This window comes from Rhizobium sp. GW821-FHT14E12 (assembly GCF_058803745.1).
This window is the reverse complement of the sequence record NZ_JBXAPH010000002.1, coordinates 342524-365267: the sequence shown is the minus strand read 5'-3', so window position 1 is coordinate 365267 and position 22744 is coordinate 342524. Positions and strand designations below refer to the sequence as shown.

The following is a 22744-nucleotide window of genomic DNA, read 5'->3' as shown; positions in this document are numbered from 1 at the left end:
TCGGCTCCATGGCGCCCGAGGCTCAACTGTGATTGCACTGCACAATCAAAAAATTTTGAGAAAAGCTTTTCTCATCTTGACTCTCAATATGAGAAAAGCTTTTCTCACTACAAATAATTCGGGAGAGGACATCTGGAAAATAAGCGTATCAGAAGCGGGCGGACGACGATTCACGATGTTGCCGCCGCCGCGGGTGTGAGCATTTCGACGGCATCGAAGGCATTGAACAATACCGGTCGAATGGGCGACGAGACGCGTGAGCGGGTCAAGCGGGTCGCGACCGAGATCGGTTTTCGGCCGAACGCCTTGGCCAAAGGTCTGCTCAGCAATCGCAGCTTCACCATCGGTCTTCTGACCAACGATACCTATGGCCGTTTTACCCTCCCGGTGATGGCAGGCATTACGGAAGCGCTCGTGGATCACGGTGTCTCGGTGTTTCTCTGCACGATCGAAGACGATCCTGCGCTCGGAAAGGTTCATGTGGACGCCATGCTCGACAAACACGTCGATGGCATTATCGCCTCGGGAAAGAGGATCGACCGGCGGCTGCCGGTGGATCTGTCCAACCTGCCGGTGCCGGTCGTCTACGCTTTTACTGAGGGTACGCCCGACAGCGTCACCTTCTGCGCCGACGATTTTCAAGGGGCGACGCTTGCCGTCGAACGGCTGATAGGCCTCGACCGCCAACGGATCGCCCATATCACTGGTCCGGACAGTTTCGTTTCGGTGCGCGAGCGCGCCAGGGCCTATCAGGATCTCGTCGGCGATGCATTGCCGGTGATGTATGGCGAATGGTCAGAGGCCTGGGGGCACGAAGCCGTTGCCAGGCTGTGGAACACGCCCGGACCAAAGCCGGACGGGATCTTCTGCGGTAACGACCAGATCGCGCGGGCGGTCGTGGATGCGCTGCGCGAGCGCGGTGTACGGGTGCCGGAGGATGTGTCCGTAGTCGGTTTCGACAATTGGGAGATTGTCGCCGCCCAAACCCGGCCGCCGCTGACGACGGTGGATATGAATCTCAAGGCGCTCGGGCGGGAAGCCGGGCTGACGGTTCTGGCGCTGGCGGAGGGACGCGCCGTCGAACCGGGGATCAGGACATTGCCGTGCGAACTGATCGTGCGGCAGTCGTGAAGGGAAACCTCGAGAATTGACTGGTTGAGGAAAAGGGCGGGAGAAACGCCCATGGGAGGAGAGAAACATGATGAAGCGACTTCTGGCCGCAACTGGCCTCATATCCTTATGCTTGATGACAAGTGCGTCTGCCGCCGAAAACATCTCGATGTGGGTGCGTTCCGGCATCGGCGATTCCTTCAAGAAGGTCGTCGAGGCATATAATGCCGCCCACGACGACAAGGTCACCCTCACCGAGGTGCCCTTCTCCGAGCTCGTGCAAAAATATGCGACCGCGATCGCTGGCGGCCAGGCCCCCGACGCGCTGTCGATGGACTTGATCTATACGCCGGCCTTTGCCGCCGCGGGCCAGCTCGCGGACCTGACCGATTGGGCCAAGAGCCTGCCCTATTTCAACTCGCTCTCGCCCTCGCATGTGAAACTCGGCACCTATGACGGCCATGTTTACGGCCTGCCGCTTTCCGTCGAGACCTCGGTCTTTGCCTGGAACAAGGATCTCTACAAGAAGGCCGGCCTCGACCCTGACAAGGCGCCGACGACCTGGGACGAAATCGAGAAGAATGCCGAAAAGATCCGGGCGCTTGGCGGCGATACCTACGGCTTCTACTTCTCCGGCGGCGGCTGCGGCGGCTGCATGATCTTCACCTTCACACCGCTCGTCTGGGGTGCTGGCGCCGATATTCTTTCGGTTGATGGTAAGAAGGCGACGCTGGATACGCCGCAGATGCGTAAGGCGGTCGATATCTACCGCAGCATGGTCAAGAAGGATCTGGTTCCGGCGGGCGCCGCCAGCGATACCGGCGCCAACTTCCTCAGCATCAGCAATGGCAGGATCGGTCAGCAAACCATCGGTGCCTTCTCGATCGGCACGCTGATCACGCAATATCCCGATATCCATTTCGGCGTGACCCTGATCCCAGGCGTGGATGGCAACCCATCCTCCTTTGCAGGCGGCGATAATTTTGTCATCTCCAAGGGCACGAAGAAGCTCGATGCGGTGAAGAAATTCCTCGAATACACCTATTCGCTGGAAGGTCAGAAAATCATGGCCAAATATGGCAGCCTGCCGACGCGCGGCGATATCGCCAATCAGGTGCTTCAGGGCCTAGATCCGCGCATGCAGGTGGGCCTGAAAGCCATCGCCGTTGCCAAGACACCCTATACGCTGCAATTCAACGATCTGATCAACAGCGCCAACGGGCCATGGGCCGGCTTCACCAATGCCGCGATATTCGGCAACGATGTCGACACTGCCTTTTCCAATGCCCAGTCGGAAATGCAGTCGATCATCGACAACGCCCAGTAACAAAAATCGCTCGATCAACCGGGAGGCTTAACGTCTCCCGGTCCTTCCCATCGGAACATCAGGAGCATTCCATGGCTGGGCCTGGAGCTATCGGAGCAGTGCGGCGCCGTACTCGGCGGCGACGTGCCAGCTGGCACGGATTTCTCTACATCGCGCCGGCCATGGCGCTCGTCATCGTCTTCTTCATCGTACCCGTTCTCTTCACCGGCTGGATGAGCCTGCACAACTGGCCATTGCTCGGCAATCCGCGCTGGATCGGCTTTAGCAATTATACGAGAATGCTATCGGATGTCCGCTTCATGGCGGCTTTGCGTTTCACCGCCTATTACACGGTGATCGTCACCATCGCCATCTTCGCTGTCGCCTTTCCCCTAGCGCTCTACGTCGAAAAGCAGCGGCCTTTCGTTGGCTTCTATCGCACCATCATCTTCCTGCCCGTCGTTGTCGGTCTGGCGACCGCTTCGCTGCTCTGGGTCTGGCTTGCCAATGTCGACAGCGGCTTTTTCTCGCCAGTGACGCAAGCCCTCGGCCTGGTCGACAAGAAGCCGAACCTGCTGGCTGATTTCGACATGGCCTTTGCCACCATCGTCGTCATGGTGGTCTGGAAGATCGCCGGCTTCACGATGATCATCCTGCTGACCGGCCTGCAGGCCATCCCATCCGAATTGACGGAAGCCGCCCGCATCGATGGCGCCAGGCGCTGGCAGCGCTTCCGCTTCCTGACACTGCCGTTGATGCGCAAGACCATTGCGCTTGCCCTGATTATTTCGGTCACCGGCTCCGTGCTCGCCTTCGACCAGTTCTACATCATGACCAGCGGCGGACCGCAAAACCGGATGATCTCGGTGGTTTATTACATCTTCAACCAGTCCTTCGTGTCCTTCAATCTAGGCTACGGCGCGGCGCTGTCGATCGTTCTCCTCGTCATTCTCGTGCTGATCAGCATCGTCCAGCTCTGGCTGCTGCGCGTCGGGGAGGATCGTCCATGACCGTCACGAACTTCACACCCGCCAAAGAACGGCGCGCGCGACGGAAATTGTTGGGCGGCATCGGCTATCACGGCGTCGGCTTCATCATTGTCATCTTCTTCTTCGCGCCTTTTGCGATCGCCCTGCTCTCGTCGTTCCGGCACGGCACGGAAGCGAGCCTGCCGCCATTGCCGCCGTGGCCGACAACGGGCTTCAGCCTCGACGCCTATCGTTCCCTCGATGGCTTTGGCGCCGGCGTGTTGCAGCACACGCTGAACTCGCTCTTCGTCTCGGTGGCAACCGTCATCCTGACGGTCACGGTCAGCCTGCTCGCCGGTTACGGCTTCTCGCGCTACCAGTTTCCGTTCAAGAACGTCTTCTTCGTCCTGATCATCGCAACGCTGATGATCCCGTTCCAGTCGATCCTGACACCGCTTTTCATCATGCTGACGAAGTTTGGGCTCAACAATTCGCTCATCGGGCTGACGCTCGTCTATGTCACCCTGCAATTGCCCTTCTCGGTCTTCATGATGCGCAATGCCTTCGATGCCGTGCCAAAGGAAATCGAGGAAGCCGCGCGCATCGACGGGGCGCGGGACCTGAAGCTGCTGTTCCGAGTGCTCTTGCCTCTGGTGCTGCCCGGCGTGGCAACGGTTGCGATCTTCGCCTTCCTCAACGCCTGGAACGAATTCCTGGCGGCGCTGATCCTGCTCTCCAGCAGCGAGAAATTCACCCTGCCAGTGCTGATGATCGCCGTCAGGACCGGGCGGCTCGGCGCGGTCAATTGGGGTGCGGTCCAGGCCGGTATCGCCGTCATGACCATCCCCTGCGTCATCGTCTTCCTGCTTCTGCAACGCTACTACATGCGCGGCCTGATGGCCGGCGCGGTGAAATAAATACTCTAACGAAACGGATTAACGCTATGTCAAACAAGAAAAATCGCCAATTCCGTCCGCTGCCGGTTCCGAATGTCGAACTGCACGGCCTTTTCGGCGCCCGTCAGGACGCGATCTGCAATTCGACGGCAGCAACCCTGCTCGACCGCTGTGTCGAGGCCGGCATGATCCAGGCGATCGACGTCGAGCAGCCAAGCCCCGGCATCGTCATCCCGCTCCAGACATGGTCGGGCTCGACGCAGATGTTCTGGGATAGCGATCTCGGCAAATCGATCGAGACCATCGCCTATTCCCTCTACCGCCGCCCGAACCCGGAGCTTGAGGCGCGCGCCGACGCCATCATCGACATGTACGGCAAGATGCAGGACAAGGACGGCTATCTGAACGCCTGGTTCCAGCGGGTGCAGCCCGGCCGCCGCTGGACCAATCTTCGCGACCATCACGAGCTCTATTGCGCCGGGCATCTGATCGAGGCTGCCGTCGCCTATTGCCAGGCGACGGGAAAGCGCAAACTGCTCGACATCATGAGCCGCTTTGCCGACTACATGATCACCGTTTTCGGCAATGGCGAGGGCCAGCTACGTGGCTATTGCGGCCATGAGGAAGTGGAGCTGGCGCTGGTCAAGCTCGCCCGCGTCACCGGCGAGAAGAAATATCTCGACCTCGCCAAGTACTTCGTCGACGAGCGCGGGCAAGAGCCGCATTTCTTCACCGACGAGGCGCTACGCGATGGCCGCGACCCCGCGAAATTCGTGCAGAAGACTTATGAGTACAATCAGGCGCATGAGCCGGTGCGCGAGCAGACCAAGGTTGTGGGACATGCGGTGCGTGCCATGTATCTCTATTCCGGCATGGCGGATATCGCGACCGAATATAACGACGACAGCCTGACCTCGGCACTCGAAACGCTGTGGGACGACCTGACCACCAAGCAGATGTATGTCACCGGCGGTATCGGGCCGGCAGCTTCCAACGAAGGCTTTACCGACTATTACGATCTGCCAAACGAAAGCGCCTACGCCGAGACCTGCGCCTCGGTCGGCCTGGTTTTCTGGGCGAACCGCATGCTCGGTCGTGGCCCCAATCGGCGCTACGCCGACATCATGGAGCAGGCGCTCTACAACGGCGCCATGGCCGGGTTGTCGCTTGACGGCAAGACTTTCTTCTACGAGAACCCACTGGAAAGCGGCGGCAAGCATCATCGTTGGACCTGGCATCATTGCCCCTGCTGCCCGCCGAACATCGCCCGCCTGCTCGCCTCGATCGGTTCCTATATGTATGCTGCGGCAGATAATGAAATCGCCGTCCATCTCTATGGAGAGAGCAAGGCCCGCGTTCCGCTTGCGAGCGGCGTCACGGTCGAACTCGCTCAGGAGACCCGCTATCCTTGGGACGGAGCCATCCGTTTTGAGGTCAAACCCGACCGCAACGCCCGCTTTGCTCTATCGTTGCGCATACCGGAATGGGCTGATGGCGCGACGCTTGCCGTCAATGGAGCATCCGTCGACCTCTCCGCCGTCACCATCGACGGCTATGCGCGCATCGAGCGCGACTGGCAGGCTGGCGATAAAGTCGATCTCAATATTCCGCTGATTCCGCGCACCCTGTTCGCCAACCCCAAGGTACGCCAGGATGCCGGCCGTGCGGCGCTGATGCGGGGGCCACTGGTCTATTGCGTCGAGACCACTGACAATGGCGCGGATCTCAACGGCATCTCGCTTGCCGGCGATCCGGCATCCGCGCAAACGGCTGAGATTGCCGCACTCGAAGGTGCCGTTGCGCTCGACATTCCCGTAAAGCGCGACGATGCGGACTGGGGAACGGATCTCTACCGGACAGTACCACCACAAAGCCGCTCTACCACCGCGCGTTTCGTCCCCTATCATCTCTGGGACAACCGCGAGCCAGGCGAGATGCTGGTCTGGATCCGTGCCGACCAGTTGCAACGCGGAGCCTGACATGGCGAAGAACAGCATGAGGCTGACCGGCGTCCGCAAGAGCTATGGCGGGCTGGAGGTCATTCACGGCATCGATCTCGAAGTCGAGGAAGGTCAATTCGTCGTCTTCGTCGGCCCCTCCGGCTGCGGCAAGTCGACCCTGCTCCGGATGATCGCCGGGCTGGAGGAAGTGACGGATGGCGAGATCGCCATCAAGGGTCGGGACGTCACCGATCTCGACCCGTCCGAACGCGGCATCGCCATGGTCTTCCAGTCCTACGCGCTCTATCCGCATATGAGCGTGCGCGACAATCTCGGTTTTGGGCTGAAAATGGCCCGAACCGATGTCGCCGAGATCCAAGCGCGCGTTGGCGCCGCCTCGGCAATCCTCAAGATCGATCATCTGCTGGAGCGCCGTCCGGGCCAGCTTTCCGGCGGCCAGCGCCAGCGCGTCGCCATCGGTCGCGCGATTGTGCGCAAGCCGGACGTCTTCCTGTTTGACGAGCCGCTGTCCAACCTCGACGCAGAGCTGCGCGTCTCCATGCGTATCGAAATTGCCCGGCTCCACCGCGAGCTCGGCAACACGATGATCTATGTGACGCACGACCAGACCGAGGCGATGACGCTTGCCGACAAGATCGTGGTGCTCAAGGACGGCAAGATCGAGCAGGTCGGCAGCCCGCGCGAGGTCTATGAGGATCCGGCCAACATCTTCGTTGCCGGCTTTATCGGTTCGCCGCGGATGAACATGATCGCAGCCGAATGGGGCTCCGATGGCCTTGTCAAAATCCCGGGCGGCTCCGTCAAGGCCGATATAGGGCCGACCAATCTCGCAGCTGGCGAAAAACTGATGCTGGGCATGCGTCCGGAGCATCTGGTCGTCGTTGCCGATGGCAATGATGCGGTCCAGGTAAAGGTCGATTTCGACGAATATCTCGGTGGCACCCGCTATCTCTATTGCCAGACGGAGGACGGCCAAAGCCTGATCGCCGAATATCGCGAGGGTCCGGATATTCAACGCGGCGACACGCTTCATCTGCGCTGTGCACCCGAGAGACGCCGCTATTTCGACGGACAAGGAAATCGGCTGCGCTGATGCGCTGCTCTGTCAAAGTGATGCGGCCTAATCGTTTGACCAATAACGAAAATTATGGCGATGTTCACCCCGTCAGATCGGATCAAGGGGGGAGTTTTGGTGGCGAAGACCTATGATTTCATCATTGCCGGCGGTGGCTCGGCGGCGTGCGTCGCGGCCATGCGCCTGGTGCGCGATTTCGGCCTTTCCGTACTCATCATCGAGCGCGGGCCGCGCAAGACCGCCAAGCTGATGGCCTTCCCGGCCGGCTATATGAAATATCTCGCTCGCGACGACTTTCTCGAAATGCACCATACGGTTCCGCAGCCGCAGCTTGGCGGTCGCGGCCCCATCGTTCCGGTCGCCAAGGCGCTGGGCGGCGGTAGCGCCGTCAACGCCATGGTCTATATGCGCGGCCAGAGAGAGGATTACGACGGCTGGGCCGCCCATCTCGGCAACGGGAGGGAGTGGTCCTACGAGGACATGCTACCGCACTTCAAGGGCATCGAAGCCAATACGCGCTTCAACAACGAGTACCATGGCATCTCCGGCAATCTGCGGATCTCGGAGCCTCAGCACACCTGCGACACGACGCAGGATTTCCTGCTGGCCGCCCAGGGGCTTGGCCATCCCTATAATCCGGACTTCAATGGCGTCAGACAAAACGGCGTCGGCATCATGCAGCACACCTACGGCCAGTGGAACGGCAAGACTGAGCGCTCCGACGCCAAGAAGGCTTTCCTCGATCCGCTCGATGGAGATCCACGCCTGGACATCATCACCGACGCCCGCGTCGATCGCATCGTCATCGAAAACGGCCGTGCGACAGCTGTCGCCTACACACGGAATGGCGAAAGCCACACGGTTCGGGCGGAGCGCGAAATCCTCGTCGCCTCGGGCACTTACAACAGCGCAAAGCTGCTGATGCTCTCCGGTATCGGCCCGGCCGACCATCTGCGAGAGCACGGCATTGCCGTCGCTCTCGATCTTCCCGGCGTCGGCGCCAATCTGCAGGATCATCATGAAGTCCCCGTGATCGCCACGACGAAGGGAAAATCGGGCTATTTCGGCGAGGACAAGGGCTGGCCGATGCTGCGCAACGGGCTGCAATATCTGCTCTTCAACTCCGGCCCGGTGACGACGACCGGCATCGAATCCTGCCTGTTCTACGACCCGGACGGAAGCGAACGGCCGTCGATCCAGCTCTATTGTGCCCCGATCGTCTACCTCGACCGCGACGTCTCCTCCGCCAAGCCGACCCACGGCGTCACTTTCACCTCTTGCCTGCTACGCCCGAAAGCGCGCGGCAGCGTCAAGCTGCGCTCGGCCAACCCGGACGATCAGCCCTTGGTCGACTGCAACTTCTTCGGCGATCCAGACGATCTGCGCTTGACACTCGCCTCTCTGAAGGTCGCGCGGCAATTGCTGGAGACGGAACCCTTCAAATCGAAGATTGCCGACGAAATCCTTCCCGGCCGGGCGCTTCAGGACGACGAGGCTCTGGCCAAATTCGCCGGCCAGACCGTCAAGACCAATTACCATCCGTCCGGCAGCCTGCGGATGGGACCGGACAGTGACCCGATGTCCGTGGTCGACGGTACGCTTCGCGTGCGCGGCATCGATGGCCTGAGGGTCATCGATTGCTCGATCATCCCCTTCATTCCCTCGGGCAATACCAATGCGCCGGCAATGGCGATCGGCTCGAAGGCGGCGGAGATGATCGGGAAGGGTTATTGAAGCCTGATGCGGCGCTAGAATTCCCAAGGTGATATGAGCTCAAGGCCCGTTGTCTGAAAATCGGGTAAATTGCGGGTCGCCAAGCGGCCGCCGTTCACGCGAGCAATGGCAGCAACCATCCCGTCCGCGGTCGACATTGGCCGCCCTTGCCGCTTCGCAGTTCCCATGATGTCGCCATAAGTCAATGCGGCCTCCTCCGTGAGGCCGAAGATTCGATCGGCGAACCGGCGGCGCCATTCGGACAATCGTTGCTCCAGCCGTGCTGCACGTTGATCAGGTACGATCTTCTGAATACCGAAAGCGATTTCGGCAATCGCGACCGTCGGCAAGGCGATCTCCGCATCATGCCGGTCGAGCCAAGCGATAACGGCCGGGTCGGGCAACTTCCGCAGTGTCTCCGATATGACGTTTGTGTCGAGAAATATCACAGTTCAATTCCGTGATTGACCTGCCGTCCTTCGCGAATAACGGCCTCCAGATCAATATCCTCGTCGTCGCTCATCGCCATCCGAGCATAAAAAGACGAAGCCGGCTCGCGGCCAGCCTCGCGAATTTCATAGGATTCGAGCGCGCGTTCGACGATATCCGCGATGGTGCGGTTCTCACGTCGGGCCAGCCGATGAGCAAGATCACGCGCCTTAGCGCTGCGGACAGACAGTTGCGGTTCAGCCATAGTGGTCTCCTATCCAACCAATATAAGCCGTCCCAATCTAGCCATCAAGATGGCAAGTGATGGCTAGATGGCAGATTCAAGCAAGTTCGAACAGCGGCGCGATCGTCATCTCCGGCACGAGCACCAAGCCCTTATCGGTGATGCGGATTTCCGGAATGACGGAGAGCGGAATCAGGTTGAAGCCCATATAGGGGATGGTGCAGCCCGCCTTTTCCCACTCGATCTTTAGCGCCTTCACCTCCTCGGCGACCTCGTGCACGCGCTTGTCGGAGAGCAGCCCGGCAATCGGCAATGGCACCATGGCCGTCACCTTGCCGTCCATGACGACGCAGGCGCCACCCTGTTTGGCCTCGATCGCATCCAGCGCGACCTGCATATCCGCCTGATTGGTGCCGGCAACGATAATGTTGTGGCTGTCGTGGCCAACGGAAGAGGCGACCGCTCCCTTCGTCAAGCCAAAGTTGCTCAGAAGGCCATGCGCGACATTGCCCGACGATTTGCCGTGGCGCTCGACCACGGTAACGAAGCAGAGACCGTGACGGTCGAAATGCGTCTGCCAGTCATTGGCCGGTTCTAGTTCGACCGTGACATGACCGAGCACGATGCCCGGCAATTCGGTCTTGATCGTATGGGCGATGACCGGTCCGGTCGGCAGCTCTGGTGTCAGCTTCAGGTTCTTTGGCAGTTTCACCGTATGGTAGGCGGCTTCCGGATAGCGGTAGGGCTTGGACAGGGCGGCATCGAGAACCGGCGTGACCTTGCGGTCGTCGACCACCAGTTCGCCGCCATACCATGTGCTCACCGGCTTCAGATCGTCCGTCAGAAGCACGAGATCGGCGCGCCGTCCGCCGCCGAGGCCGCCGATTTCGTTCTCCATGCCGAAGCGTGTCGCGCCATGCAGCGAACCCATGGCCCAGGCCTGTTCCGGCATCATGCCGGCCACGACCGCCTGGCGCGTGACCCAATCGAGACCGAAGAGCAAAAGATCGTCGGCGTCGCGGTCGTCGGTGCACACAGCAATGCGCTTGTGGGACGCGCCGAGTTCGGTGATGGTCTTGATCGCATGCGGCAGGCTGTGCCACGCCGTCGTCGGTGGGCCGCCGCGCAGGAACAACCAGATGCCGGCCTCCAGCAGATCGTCCGCGATTTCGCGGTCGATCGCCTCATGCGTATCGGTCACGCCGGACGCGGCATAGGCAGCCACGAATTCCCGGCCGTAGACATGGCCCGAAACCGGGCGACCGCGCTCCAGTGCTGCCGCCAGGATGGCATGGCTGCGCTCGTCGCCCATCGCCACGGGCACGAAATCCATCTTCTCGCCGAGAGCCACGGCTTCCGGCCACTTGTCGAACAGATCAGCGATCTTTGCGGGTGTCAGGTCGCCGCCAGCGGTCTCAAGCTCAGGCGACGTGGCCGGCACAGTGCTCGGCACGGTCAGGAAAATCGACAGCGGCGCCTGGCGGGCATCTTCCAGCATTGCCTCGACACCGGCGACATCCATGACATTGCCGATCTCGTGACTGTCGCAGAAGATCGTCGTCGTGCCGTTCAACAGGGCAGCCTCGGCATAGGCACAAGCAGTCACCATGCTCGACTCGATATGGATATGCGGGTCGACCAGGCCGGGCGCGATAATCCCTCCCCTGGCGTCGTAAAGCTTGGCGCTGCTACCCCTATAACTGCCGGCCGGTTTGACCGCCGCGATACGACCGCCAGAAATCCAGATTTCCTTGTCGGCAAGGATACGCTCGGAATAGGTCGAGAGTACGCGTGCGCCCTGAATGACCAGATCGGGATCACGGCGGGCGGAAGCAACGTCGGCGAGCGTGCGCGTCATGGTCGAGAGCGGCTTAACGGAAAAACGTGTGAGTGTCATCGGATATCCAATTCAAAATCAATGATAATCGGGAATGCCGGGCATGGTGCGAAAGCCGTCGATGGAGCGGAAGCGACGCAGCCATCGGCGCAGAGCCGGATAGTCGTCGTGATTGACGCCGTAATCGCGACTGAGCGCAAAGGACGGGAACAGGGTCAGATCCGCAAGCGTCGGCCCATCGCCGACGAACCACTCGAACCCGTCGAAGTGGCGGAGTGTCATATGATCGTCCATGATGCGGAAAGCCTTGCGAGCGGCGGTGCTGAGGACCGCTTCGTCGCCCGGCGTATCAAAGAGCGATTGCAGGCGCGCGGCAACGGCTGGCGCAAGCGCTGTCGCGGAGAAATGCAGCCACATCGTCGTCAGGCCGAAATTCGCCGCCTCTTCCGGCAACCAGCGCTGCGCCGGATCATAAGCCTTGGCGAGATAGGCGAGGATAGCTTCCGTGCCGTGAAGCACAAGGTCGCCGTCGGTGAACACCGGCATGGTGCCGAGCGGATTGAGTGCCAGCATTGTCGGCTTGCTCTCTTCCTTACCTGGAAACATATCGACAGCGATGGTCTTGTATGGCAGGCCCAGCATGGAGAGCAGCAGGCGGACGCAATAGCTCCCCTCGTCCATCTCGTAATTATAAAGCGTGATCTCCGCCATCAGGCGACCTCCGCCGCATGTTCAAGACCGAAGCGAAGTTCCTCGGCCCATTGTGCATAATGCTTCTGCTTGGCCCCGGCATTGACCGCTGGCGAGCCGAGAATGACGATGTGAACAGCGGTCTTTTCCGGCGAGACGACCTGAACAGCAACCAGCAATCTGTCGTCGCCGAGCTGCAATATGCCGACATTCCTGGCGAGATTGGTCACGCCAGCCTTTTCCAGCGCCAGCAAGATATCATCCTCCCTGCGCTCGACATATAGGCTACGCACCGGGGTGACGCCCATAGCGGCGTCGATGTCCGGCGAGGAGGCTTCCGACGCCGTTGTCGCCCAAATGATCCCGTATCTTTCCGCGGCGACGTAAGTCGGCACCTTGATTGTCTGCGGCACCTCCAGGCTCGGATGCGCGGGAATGTAGCGACATTGCCCCGCGGTATCGTACTGCCAGCCATGATAGAGACAGGCGATGTGATCGCCGCGGACGAAGCCGAAGCTCAGGCGCATGCCGCGATGCGGACAGCGATCCTCCCAGACATGTGCCTTGCCGCTAGTGTCGCGCCAGACGACGATCTCGCTGCCCTCGACGACGGCACCCGCCGAGGTCCCCGGCTCGATCGATCCCGACAGGGCGATGGGCACCCATCCCGCTTCCAGTTTCATACGTCACTCCGCTCGATATCGAGAATAATACAATCATACGGCCCAAGACTGCAGGCCATTTCGAAGGCGTCGACCAGATCTTCCTGTCCTTTGACGGCGAGCGTCGCCGACATCGCGTCACAAGATTCCATCTCGATATCCAGATCCAGCCGCCGGGCTCGATGCTGCGCAAACTCGATGAAACTGTCGCAGACCATCTGCCCTCGAAAGGTAAATCGCGCCGTTTCGGTCATGTCGCGGAATGTCCGTTCACCCTAGCCATGCCTTATCCTACGCATAAAAAATACTCATGATGCATAAAAATTATACATGCTTGACTTTTAGGCATTCTAACCGCCCTCCCCATAAAAATTCAAGGGACTATGCGGAGCTGCCAACAAGCCATGTGAGCAGAGCCCCCCAGAGTGCCTCCTGCAACTGGCATAATTGTTGCGTCGATTTCCTCCGGACGCGGTTGGCGTGCCAAACCAAAAGAGGATTTCATGATTGACTTGCGTTCGCTGTCCCGTCGCGGATTTTTGAATATGAGCGCCGCTGGCGCTGCCGCTTTGACCCTGCCTGCCGGCCTTGCCAGCCAGGCGCTCGCGGCGGCATCCTTTCCGGCGATCAAGGAAGAGGATGCGGTCGTCGGCTTCGGCCATGTCGGGCCGATTTCGGATGAGGGCTGGACCTGGGCACATCACCAGGGTTTGCTCGCGGTCAAAGCCGCCTATCCGAAACTGAAGAAAGTCCTGGAAGTCGAGAACATCCCCTATTCGGCCGACGCAACGCGCACCTATCGCCAGTTTGTCAGCCAAGGCGCCAATATCATCTTTGACACCTCCTCGAATGGTGACTTCCTGCACACCGTCGTCAAGCAGGCTCCGGAGGTCGCATTCCTCGAATGCGGCGGCCTCGTCAACATGGACAATCTCGGCTGGTATTACCTGGCGCACTGGTATCCGACCTACGTCATCGGCGTTGCCGCCGGCCACCTGTCGAAGACGGGCAAGCTCGGCTACGTCGCGTCCTTCCCGGTCTCGTCTGTGTTCGCCTCCACCAACGCTTTCTTGATGGGCGCTCGCTCCGTCAATCCGAATGCGACGCTGCAGACCATCGCCATCAACTCCTGGTTCGACCCGCAGGCCGCCACCCAGGCCGGCACGGCGCTCATCGATAATGGTTGCGACTTCCTGTTCGGCATCATGGACGAAGCCGGTTACCTGCAGGTCGCGGAAAAGCGTGGCGTCTGGGCCGCAATGTGGAACACCGACGTCCGCCGCTATGGCCCCAATTCCTACGTCTCGTCCGTCCTCATCGATTTCAACAAGTTCTATGTCGATCAGGTCGCCAAACTCCTTGCCGGCACCTGGGCACCGAGCGACACGCTGTTTGCGATGGGCGCCGGCGTCGATCGCGACAAATGGGGCGAGAAGGTCCCGGCCGATGTTGCTGCCGCGGCCGATGCGGTGCGTGCCAAGATCATTGGCGGCTGGTCGCCGTTTGCCGGCGAGATCAAGGATTCGACCGGTAAGGTTCGCGTCGCCGCCGGCCAGGCGATGACCGACAACGACCTCTACAACTGGGATTGGTCGGTCGAAGGCGTCACGGGCCTCAGCGCCTGACCGATTTCCTTGCCTAACAAAAACCTGGCCGGCACGTCCGGCCAGAGTTGCTATTCATGACATTCTGGTGCCCTTCCGATGACTGAGACCGCGACACCCTTCTCCGCCCCCCCGGGCACACCGCCTCTGGTGCAACTCAAGGGCATCGCCAAATATTTTCCGGGTGTCATCGCCAACGAGGATGTCGATCTCGACGTCTTGCCAGGCGAGATCCACGCGCTGCTCGGCGAAAACGGCGCCGGCAAATCGACCTTGATGAACATCCTGACCGGCATCTATCAACCCGACGCCGGCGAGATCATCATTGACGGCTATGCCAAACAGTTCGCCACGCCGCTTCAGGCGATCGCCGCCGGCATCGGCATGGTGCATCAACATTTCAAGCTGGTGCAGGCTTTTACCGTGGCCGAAAACATTCATCTCGGTTGGTCGGAGACGCCTCGCCGCGCCTCCGCGCAGGTGCTTGAGGCACGCACAGCGGCATTGGCTGCGAAATTCAATCTGCAAACCCGCCCCGGCGCCCGCGTCAGCGATCTCTCCACCGGCGAGCAGCAGCGTGTCGAGATCCTGCGCGTCCTGGCGCGGCAGGCCCGCGTGCTGATCCTGGACGAACCGACCGCCGTGCTGACGCCGGCCGAGGCGCGTGAACTGTTCAAGGCACTGCGCGATTTCGTGGCGCAGGGCAATGCCGTCATCTTCATCAGCCACAAGCTCGATGAAGTCCTGGAGATTTCCGAGCGCATCAGCATCCTGCGCGGTGGTCGTAAGATCGCCACGGAAAAGACAGCTGACTGCAATCCGCGCATGCTGGCAAAACTGATGGTTGGACGTGACATCGTGCTCGCCGACATGCGGCAACGGGTGGCGGGAGCCGCGCCGATCTCTCACGAGCCGGTGCTCAGCCTCGACAATGTATCCGCCCTCAACGATGCCGGCGACGAAGCCTTGCATGGCATCTCGCTGCAGGTCCACGCGGGCGAGATTCTGGGAGTGGCGGGCGTGGCGGGCAATGGCCAGCGCGAACTCAGCCAGGTACTAGCGGGCATGCGGCCGGTCAGCAGAGGCCGTATCCTAATCGAGGGAGAACCTGTCGGCCGCAGCAACGCCGCCGCCTTCGTCGAGCGTGGCATCGGTCATATTCCGGAAGACCGATTGCATAGCGGCCTCGCGCCGGCGCTCAGCATTACCACCAATGCCGTGATGCGCGAATACAAGCACCCTCCGGTTTCATCCGGCGGCGTGTACCGTCCGGGTGCAGCGACGGCGCTTGCCAAGGAGATCGCGGCGATCGCGGATGTCACGATCCCGGATTTCGGCATGCCCATCCGCAACCTCTCGGGCGGAAACCAGCAGCGCCTCGTCGCCCGCCGCGAGATGCGTGTCGCGAACAAGGTCCTGATCGCCGCCTATCCAAGCCGCGGCCTCGACGTCGGCGCCATCAATACCATGCTGCGCTATATCGTCGAATTGCGCGATGCAGGCGCAGGCATCGTGCTGATTTCCGAAGAGCTGGAAGAACTCTTGAATCTCTCGGACCGCATCGCCGTCCTCTATGAAGGCAAGGTCATGGGGATTGTGGAAAACGACAAGGCCGATATCGACCAGATCGGCCTGATGATGGGCGGCCGCGCCCAAGTGCGCGAGGTTGCCTGACATGGCCGCATCCTGGCGTTTCCAGCGCATGCCCTCCGCCTCGCCCGTCATTGCCTTTGGCGCGCGCATCGCCGCCATTCTTCTGGCATTGGTCTTCGCCGGGCTCATCCTGGCCGCCACTGGCGCCAATCCGCTCGAGCTTGCCTGGGAAGTGGTCGATGCGAGCTTCGGCTCCAGCTTCGGCCTTCAGGATCTAGGCGTTCTCGTGATACCGCTGATCTTGACCGGGCTTTCGGTTGCGGTCGGCCAGCAGATCGGTGTCTGGAATATCGGCGCCGAGGGGCAGTTCTACGCCGGTGCCTTTGGCGCCGCCACGGTCGGCCTCTTTGTGCCCGGACCGCCGGTCGTGATCCTCCCGTTGATGTTCGTTGCCGGCCTGGCCGGCGGCGCCGTGTGGATCCTTATCCCGACGCTCGCTCGCGCCTATGGCAACGTCAGCGAGCTGATCACTACGCTGCTTCTTAACTTCGTTGCCATCCTCCTGGTCTTCTACGTCGCCACCAGCGCCTGGCGCGACCGGATGGCGAATTCGGCGACGCGGAGACTGTCGGCCGAGATTCCGGAACTGTGGGGATCGGTCCATTGGGGGTTTGCAATCGCCGTTCTGGCCGCACTCATGGTCGCCGGCGTGCTGGCCTTCTCACGCTGGGGCTATGAAGTCCGCCTCGTCGGCTCCAATCCGTCCGCGGCACAGTATGCCGGCATGCCGGCACGTCGCCATCTGATCACCGTCATGCTGCTCTCCGGCGCAATTGCCGGCCTTGCCGGCATGCTGGAAATCGCCGGCACGGTACACCGGCTGCAGGGCGGCATATCCAACAATTACGGCTATCTCGGCATCATGGTCGCGGTTCTCGCGCGCAACTCCGCCATCGGTGTGATCTTCTCCGCCGCCCTGATGGCCTTCATCCTCAACTCCGGCATCATCCTGCAGACCCAGGGGCTGACGACGTCGGCGGTGCTGGCAATCACCGGCCTGATCCTGTTCCTGACGGCGATCGGCGACGAACTCGCCCATTACCGCATCGCCCGCGACAAGGTTTGAAGGGAAAAGAGACCATGGAACTTCTGACCGGCCTCCTCACCACAGCCTTCCTCGCCGGTGGGGTGCTGGCGCTTGCTGCTCTCGGCGAAGTGCTTGCCGAACGTGTCGGTGTCGTCAATCTCGGTGTCGAGGGACTGATGGCGATGGGGGCCATAACGGCGATCGCGACGGTCGCAGCTTTCCCCTCGCCGGCAATCGGCTTTATCGCCGCGCTGGCAATCGGCGCGGTCTTCGGCATGATCTTTGCCGCCGCCACCGTTTTGCTGCGCGCCAATCAGGTGCTCTGCGGCCTGGCGCTGACACTGATGGGCAACGGCATCGCTTCCAGCATCGGTCGCGCCTATTCCGGCATGCCGGCCCGCGCCACCTTTTCCGGGATCGAGATCCCGCTGCTGAGCGATATCCCCATTCTCGGCAAGGCGTTCTTCTCGCAGAACATCCTCGTCTATCTCATCTACATCATTCTGCCGGTGGCGTTGAGCTACATCATGTTCCGCACCCGTCACGGCCTCAACCTGCGCGCCGTCGGCGAAAACCCAGCAGCAGCCGACGCCGCAGGCATTCCCGTCAATCTCATCCGCTTCGCCTATGTGACTGCCGGTTCGGCCCTTGCAGCCGGGGCCGGCGCCTACCTTACGCTCGCCTTCGTCCCTTCCTGGTCCGACGGCGTCATTGCCGGGCGCGGCTGGATCGCGGTGGCTTTGGTCATCTTCGCCGGATACCGGCCGATCCCCGCGGTTCTCTCCGGCCTGCTCTTCGGCCTCATCACTGCGCTCGGCTTCGTCGGCCAGGCGCGTGGCTGGCCGATCGCGCCCGCCTTCCTCTCCATGCTGCCCTATCTCAGCACCATGGCCTTCATTATCGTGCCGGTTCTTGCCTGGCAGCGCATGCGCCGTATCATGGCAGCACCCGCCGCAATCGGCCTGCCCTATTATCGCGATGTCCGCTAAGGTATCGATGGACAAAAAAGGAGCGCCGCATGAGCCAATGTTCCGACAAGGCAGCCCTCGACCAGTGGTACGCGCTTGAGACTGAAAAGGAGATTCCGTTCGGAACCTCCGCAAACCGTCTTCTCGGCACCAATCTCACGGTCACGCGCGACAAGGACGGCACGGTCGTTGTCAAAGCCGACGGTCTGGAAGAGCCTCTGCCGCTGATCAAGCGCTTCGGCCTCGTCTGGACCACGCTCGGCACACCAGCCGGTGGTCTTTTCGATTTGCCGGAAGCCGATGAGCCGGATCGGCGCGTCGTCAATTGCGGTACGGTCGCTGTGCGCGCCTCCGGGCTCAGGATCGTCGAGAACTTCCTCGATCTGGCGCATTTCCCTTTCGTCCACACCGACATTCTCGGTGCCGAGCCACATACCGAGGTGACGCAGTACAATGTCGAAATCCGCCGCGATGTCGATGAGGTCTGGGCGACCAATTGCCAGTTCTTCCAGCCGCAGGCAGCCCTTTCGGCCAGCGAAGGCATCATGACCGACTACATCTATCGCGTCATGACCCCGTTCACGACCCTGCTCTACAAGACCTGCCCGAATGCGGCCAACCGCTGGGATGTGATCTGCCTGTTCGTGCAGCCACTCGATCCAGACCGCTGCCGCGCCCATCCGGTGATGTTCCTGATCGACGACGTCTCGACGACGACGGAGCTGGTGCATTTCCAGCAGCTCATTTTCCTCCAGGACCGCATCATCCTTGAGAACCAGCGCCCCGTGCTGCTACCACTGGAGCCGCGCGCCGAAATCCCGACACGCGCCGACGCCACCTCGATTGCCTATCGTCGCTGGCTGAAGGAAAAGGGCATCACCTACGGCACGACGATCATCGCCGCCTGAAAGAGAATGCAATGGATTTACGCGGCAAGACGCTGAGCGCGTCGGGATTTCATTCACCCGAGCGCGGTACCATCGATGTTCTGGACGACGTGCTGATCGAAATCGATGCCGGCGGCGCGATCACCGCCGTTCATCGCCACGGCGATCCGAATTACCGGACCATCCGCGATGCCCGTGATGCCTCCGGTGAGCTCGTGGCTCTGCCAGCTGGTTCTTATATCCTGCCCGGCTTCGTCGATCTGCATGTGCACGCGCCACAATATCCGCAGCTCGGCGATGCGCTCGACGTGCCGCTGGAAGTCTGGCTTCAGAAATACACCTTCCCGCTGGAAGCGCGTTACCAGGACGCAGCCTTTGCCCGCCGCGTCTATGGCCTGCTGGTCGAGGACCTGCTTGCCAACGGCACGACGACCGCGCTCTATTTCGCCACCATCCATCAGGAAGCGACACGGGCGTTGGTCGATATCTGCCTCGAAAAAGGTCAGCGCGCCTTGATCGGCAAGGTGGCGATGGACAATGCCGAGGAATGCCCGGACTATTATCGCGACCTGTCGCCGGAAGAGGCGCTCGATGGCACGCGGGCACTGATCGACTATGTCCGCGGCCATCCGGACAATGGAGAAGCGCGCGTACTCCCCGTCGTCACGCCGCGCTTCATTCCCTCCTGCACCGATGCGACGCTCGAGGGTCTCGGGGCCATCGCCAGGGAATGTGGCTGCCATGTGCAGACCCATTGTTCGGAGAGCGATTGGGCGCATGGCTATGTGCTCGCCCGCCACGGCATGACGGACACGGATAGCCTCGATCGCTTCGGCCTGCTTGGACGAAAGACGGTTTTGGCGCATGCGAATTTTCTGACGGCGAGGGACATGGAGACTGTCAAGGCACGCAAGGCAGCGGTTGCGCATTGCCCGCTGTCGAATGCCTATTTCGCCAATGCCGTCTTTCCCTTGCGGGCTGCGCTGGAAAAGGGGCTGCATGTCGGTCTCGGCACGGATATTTCCGGCGGCCCGAGCGCCTCTATGCTCGAAAACGCGCGGGGCGCGATCCTCGTCTCGCGGATGCTGCAAAGCGGCGTCGACCCGAACCTGCCGCCTGCCGCGCGCTCGACCTTCGGTCCGGCGCAGATCGATTTTCGCGATGCCTTCTATATCGCCACATCAGGTGGCGGCATCGCGCTCGATCTGCCTGTGGGGCAGTTTGTGCCCGGCTATCAGTTCGACGCCGTGCTGATCGATACCGAAGCCGAGAAAGGCACCGTCCGGCTATTCGAAGACCGTGATGAGGGTGAAGGCATCCTGCAGAAAATCATCTACACCGCGTCCAAACCAAACCTCACGACCACCTGGGTCGGCGGTCGCAAGGTTTAGAGACACCAAGGCTATGCAGCCTTGGTAATCCGCACCGGCAGTGATTTATAGGACGGTGTGCCGCTTTGCTTGTCCTGATAGTCGATCGGGATGAGGCAGTTTGCTTCCGGATAATAGGCGGCGACAGAGCCCCGCGCGATATCGTAGGAAATCGCCGTCAGCTTCATCTGCCGCTTGCCGCCGGAGGGCAAAGCCGTCGAGATCTCAACGAGATCGCCGTGCTCCAGGCCGTTCGCCGCCAGGTCTCCATCATTCATGAACAGTACGTCGCGGCGGCCGAAGACGCCGCGATAGCGATCGTCGAGACCGTAGATCGTCGTATTGTACTGGTCATGACTGCGGATGGTCGCGAGCTTCAGGACGCTCGCGTCGGCAAGCTCCTTGTCCTCGTTGAGGCCCGGAAACAACAGAAACTCCGCCTTTCCCGACGGCGTCTTCCAGACGCGTTCGGTAGGCCCGATGGGCAGGCGGAAGCCGCCGGGCACGCGGATGCGCTCATTGTAGCGCTCGAAATCCGGGAAGACGATCTCGATCTTGTCGCGGATGCGGTCGTAGTCGTCGACCAAATACATCCACTCGACCTTGCTGTTGAGCAATGTCGCCTGCGCCATGGCGGCAACGATCGCCGGTTCTGACCGCAATTGATCCGAGGCCGGTTTCAGCTTGCCGCGTGAGGCATGCACCATGGACATAGAATCTTCGATCGTCACCGATTGCGGGCCGGACGCCTGGATATCCACCTCCGTGCGCCCGAGCACCGGCAGGATGATCGATTCCTTGCCGACCAGCAGGTTCGAACGGTTGAGCTTGGTGTTCATGTGGACGGCAAGATCGAGCTTGCGCATGGCTTCGGCACAGAGCTCCGGATCGGGAAGCGCGATGGCGAGATTGCCGCCAAGGCTCAGCAGCACCTTCGAGCGCCCCTCCGCCATCGCCTGCATACCGGCAACCGCGTCATGCCCATGATGTTCCGGCGGCTTGAAGCCGAAAGCGCGCTCGATGCCGGCAAGCAATGCTGCATTGGGCTTTTCAGTGATCCCGACGGTGCGGTCGCCCTGGACGTTGGAATGGCCGCGCAGCGGGCAGATGCCGGCGCCGGGCTTGCCGAAATTACCGCGCAGCAGCAGCAGATTGGCGATCTGTTGCACATTGTAGGTGCCCTTGGCGTGTTGGGTAATGCCCATGCCGTAGGGAATGATCGTCGCCTTGGATTTGACGTAGGCGTCGGCAACCCGCTCGAGATCGACGCGCGTCAGGCCGGAAACCCGCTCGATATCGGCCCATTCCGTCTGCTTGAGATCAGCGGCGAGCGCATCGAAACCGTTGGTGTGTTCGGCGATGAAGGCATGATCGATGGCATCCGGCGATGTCTCCGCCAGCGCCAGAACCGCCTTCATGATGCCCTTGAGTGCCGCAGCGTCACCACCGATCTTCACCTGATAATAGGAGGAAGCGATCCGCGTCGAGCTGAGCGTGCCCATCTCGATCGGGCTCTGCGGATCGGCAAAGCGCTCAAGCGCCCTCTCCTTCAGCGGATTGAAGACGATAATCGGCACGCCGCGCTTCGAACACTCATGCAGCGTCCCCATCATGCGCGGATGGTTCGTGCCGGGATTGTGACCCATCGAGATGATCAGGTCGCAATGGTCGAAATCGTCGAGCGATACCGTGCCCTTGCCGATGCCGATCGAATTCGGCAGGCCGGTGCTCGTCGCCTCGTGGCACATGTTGGAGCAATCGGGGAAGTTGTTGGTGCCGTATTCGCGCGCATAGAGCTGGAACAGGAAGGCGGCCTCGTTGGAGGCGCGGCCGGAGGTGTAGAACTCCACCATATCCGGATCGGGCATGCTGCGCATGACTTCGCCGATCCGGGCAAAGGCTGCCTCCCATTCGATCGGCTTGTAGGTGTCCGTCGCACTGTCATAGACCAGCGGATGCGTCAACCGACCGGCATTCTCCAGATCGTAATCGCTCCACTGGAGCAGCTCGCTCACTGTATGCTCGGCAAAGAATTCGGGCGTCACGCGCTTGTTCGTCGCTTCCCAGGTCACGGCCTTGGCGCCGTTTTCGCAGAACTGAAAGGTCGAGGTATGTTCCTTGTCGGGCCAGGCGCAGCCGGGGCAGTCGAAACCATCCGGCTTGTTGGTGCGAAACAGCAGCAGCGGCGCTTCGGTCACATCCATCTGCTCGCGGACGGCTTTTGCGGTGGCTTTAAGCGCACCCCAGCCGCCGGCGGGGCCGCTATAAGGACGGATACCCGGGACTTCACGTTTCTGCACCATAGCTCGCTCCTTCAATTGTCTTCCAAGACTCCCTCCCCGAG

Annotated in this window: 20 protein-coding genes; 13 read left to right on the top strand and 7 right to left on the bottom strand. The window is 61.1% G+C overall.

All coding sequences use genetic code 11. The features are described 5' to 3' along the window. The first annotated feature begins 132 nt into the window (after positions 1–132). The 7 genes from AC1RO0_RS09900 to AC1RO0_RS09870 all read left to right on the top strand — a co-directional run bounded on the left by AC1RO0_RS09900 (position 133) and on the right by AC1RO0_RS09870 (position 9050). Entirely contained in the window at positions 133–1131 is a 999-nt protein-coding gene (locus AC1RO0_RS09900) for a LacI family DNA-binding transcriptional regulator (protein WP_498593360.1), read from the top strand. 67 nt (positions 1132–1198) lie between these two features. Continuing rightward, a complete protein-coding gene (locus AC1RO0_RS09895) occupies positions 1199–2437 on the top strand; it encodes an ABC transporter substrate-binding protein (protein WP_498592722.1) in 1239 nt (412 codons plus the stop codon). 71 nt (positions 2438–2508) lie between these two features. Continuing rightward, the gene (locus tag AC1RO0_RS09890) at positions 2509–3426 is read left to right on the top strand and encodes a carbohydrate ABC transporter permease (RefSeq protein WP_498592721.1); all 918 of its coding nucleotides are present in this window, start codon (positions 2509–2511) and stop codon (positions 3424–3426) included. After that, a complete protein-coding gene (locus AC1RO0_RS09885) occupies positions 3423–4301 on the top strand; it encodes a carbohydrate ABC transporter permease (RefSeq protein WP_498592720.1) in 879 nt (292 codons plus the stop codon). The genes AC1RO0_RS09890 and AC1RO0_RS09885 overlap by 4 nt, the downstream gene beginning before the upstream one ends. Positions 4302–4327: 26 nt before the next feature. Further along, positions 4328–6259 (top strand): glycoside hydrolase family 127 protein, encoded by a 1932-nt coding sequence (locus AC1RO0_RS09880; protein ID WP_498592719.1) that lies wholly within the window; start codon positions 4328–4330, stop codon positions 6257–6259. Between the two features lies 1 nt (position 6260). After that, on the top strand, positions 6261–7334 hold the full coding sequence (locus AC1RO0_RS09875) for an ABC transporter ATP-binding protein (RefSeq protein WP_498592718.1): 1074 nt from the start codon (positions 6261–6263) through the stop codon (positions 7332–7334). Between the two features lie 99 nt (positions 7335–7433). Beyond that, complete coding sequence (locus tag AC1RO0_RS09870) at positions 7434–9050, top strand: GMC family oxidoreductase (protein WP_498592717.1); 1617 nt, start codon at positions 7434–7436, stop codon at positions 9048–9050. A gap of 14 nt (positions 9051–9064) precedes the next feature. Here the strand turns inward: AC1RO0_RS09870 and AC1RO0_RS09865 are convergent, their stop codons facing one another. The 6 genes from AC1RO0_RS09865 to AC1RO0_RS09840 form a co-directional block, all read right to left on the bottom strand. Beyond that, the gene (locus tag AC1RO0_RS09865; protein ID WP_498592716.1) at positions 9065–9478 is read right to left on the bottom strand and encodes a type II toxin-antitoxin system VapC family toxin; all 414 of its coding nucleotides are present in this window, start codon (positions 9476–9478) and stop codon (positions 9065–9067) included. Then, on the bottom strand, positions 9475–9723 hold the full coding sequence (locus AC1RO0_RS09860; protein ID WP_498592715.1) for a plasmid stabilization protein: 249 nt from the start codon (positions 9721–9723) through the stop codon (positions 9475–9477). Before AC1RO0_RS09860 ends, AC1RO0_RS09865 begins: the two co-directional genes overlap by 4 nt. Positions 9724–9799: 76 nt before the next feature. Next, positions 9800–11599: an adenine deaminase gene (locus tag AC1RO0_RS09855; RefSeq protein ID WP_498592714.1), complete on the bottom strand. Its 1800-nt coding sequence runs from the start codon at positions 11597–11599 to the stop codon at positions 9800–9802. A gap of 18 nt (positions 11600–11617) precedes the next feature. Continuing rightward, complete coding sequence (locus tag AC1RO0_RS09850) at positions 11618–12250, bottom strand: glutathione S-transferase family protein (RefSeq protein ID WP_498592713.1); 633 nt, start codon at positions 12248–12250, stop codon at positions 11618–11620. Then, positions 12250–12912 (bottom strand): Rieske 2Fe-2S domain-containing protein, encoded by a 663-nt coding sequence (locus AC1RO0_RS09845; RefSeq protein ID WP_498592712.1) that lies wholly within the window; start codon positions 12910–12912, stop codon positions 12250–12252. Before AC1RO0_RS09845 ends, AC1RO0_RS09850 begins: the two co-directional genes overlap by 1 nt. Then, a complete protein-coding gene (locus tag AC1RO0_RS09840; protein ID WP_498592711.1) occupies positions 12909–13145 on the bottom strand; it encodes a hypothetical protein in 237 nt (78 codons plus the stop codon). The genes AC1RO0_RS09845 and AC1RO0_RS09840 overlap by 4 nt, the downstream gene beginning before the upstream one ends. A 249-nt stretch (positions 13146–13394) precedes the next feature. Here AC1RO0_RS09840 and AC1RO0_RS09835 point away from each other — a divergent pair, with 249 nt between their 5' ends. From AC1RO0_RS09835 to guaD, 6 genes are all read left to right on the top strand, one after another. Then, positions 13395–14516 carry a BMP family ABC transporter substrate-binding protein gene (locus AC1RO0_RS09835; protein WP_498592710.1) on the top strand — a complete coding sequence of 374 codons (1122 nt, stop codon included), beginning with the start codon at positions 13395–13397 and terminating at the stop codon, positions 14514–14516. Between the two features lie 78 nt (positions 14517–14594). Then, positions 14595–16169 carry an ABC transporter ATP-binding protein gene (locus AC1RO0_RS09830; protein ID WP_498592709.1) on the top strand — a complete coding sequence of 525 codons (1575 nt, stop codon included), beginning with the start codon at positions 14595–14597 and terminating at the stop codon, positions 16167–16169. 1 nt (position 16170) lies between these two features. Further along, positions 16171–17214, top strand: a complete 1044-nt coding sequence (locus tag AC1RO0_RS09825) for an ABC transporter permease (protein WP_498592708.1) — start codon at positions 16171–16173, stop codon at positions 17212–17214. A gap of 14 nt (positions 17215–17228) precedes the next feature. Continuing rightward, a complete protein-coding gene (locus tag AC1RO0_RS09820) occupies positions 17229–18164 on the top strand; it encodes an ABC transporter permease (RefSeq protein WP_498592707.1) in 936 nt (311 codons plus the stop codon). Positions 18165–18193: 29 nt separating this feature from the next. Next, positions 18194–19051, top strand: coding sequence for an aromatic ring-hydroxylating dioxygenase subunit alpha (locus AC1RO0_RS09815; RefSeq protein ID WP_498592706.1), 858 nt, complete (start codon positions 18194–18196; stop codon positions 19049–19051). Between the two features lie 11 nt (positions 19052–19062). Then, positions 19063–20421: a guanine deaminase gene (gene guaD, locus AC1RO0_RS09810; RefSeq protein WP_498592705.1), complete on the top strand. Its 1359-nt coding sequence runs from the start codon at positions 19063–19065 to the stop codon at positions 20419–20421. Between the two features lie 11 nt (positions 20422–20432). Here the strand turns inward: guaD and AC1RO0_RS09805 are convergent, their stop codons facing one another. Further along, positions 20433–22703 (bottom strand): FdhF/YdeP family oxidoreductase, encoded by a 2271-nt coding sequence (locus AC1RO0_RS09805; RefSeq protein WP_498592704.1) that lies wholly within the window; start codon positions 22701–22703, stop codon positions 20433–20435. Between the last annotated feature and the right edge of the window lie 41 nt (positions 22704–22744).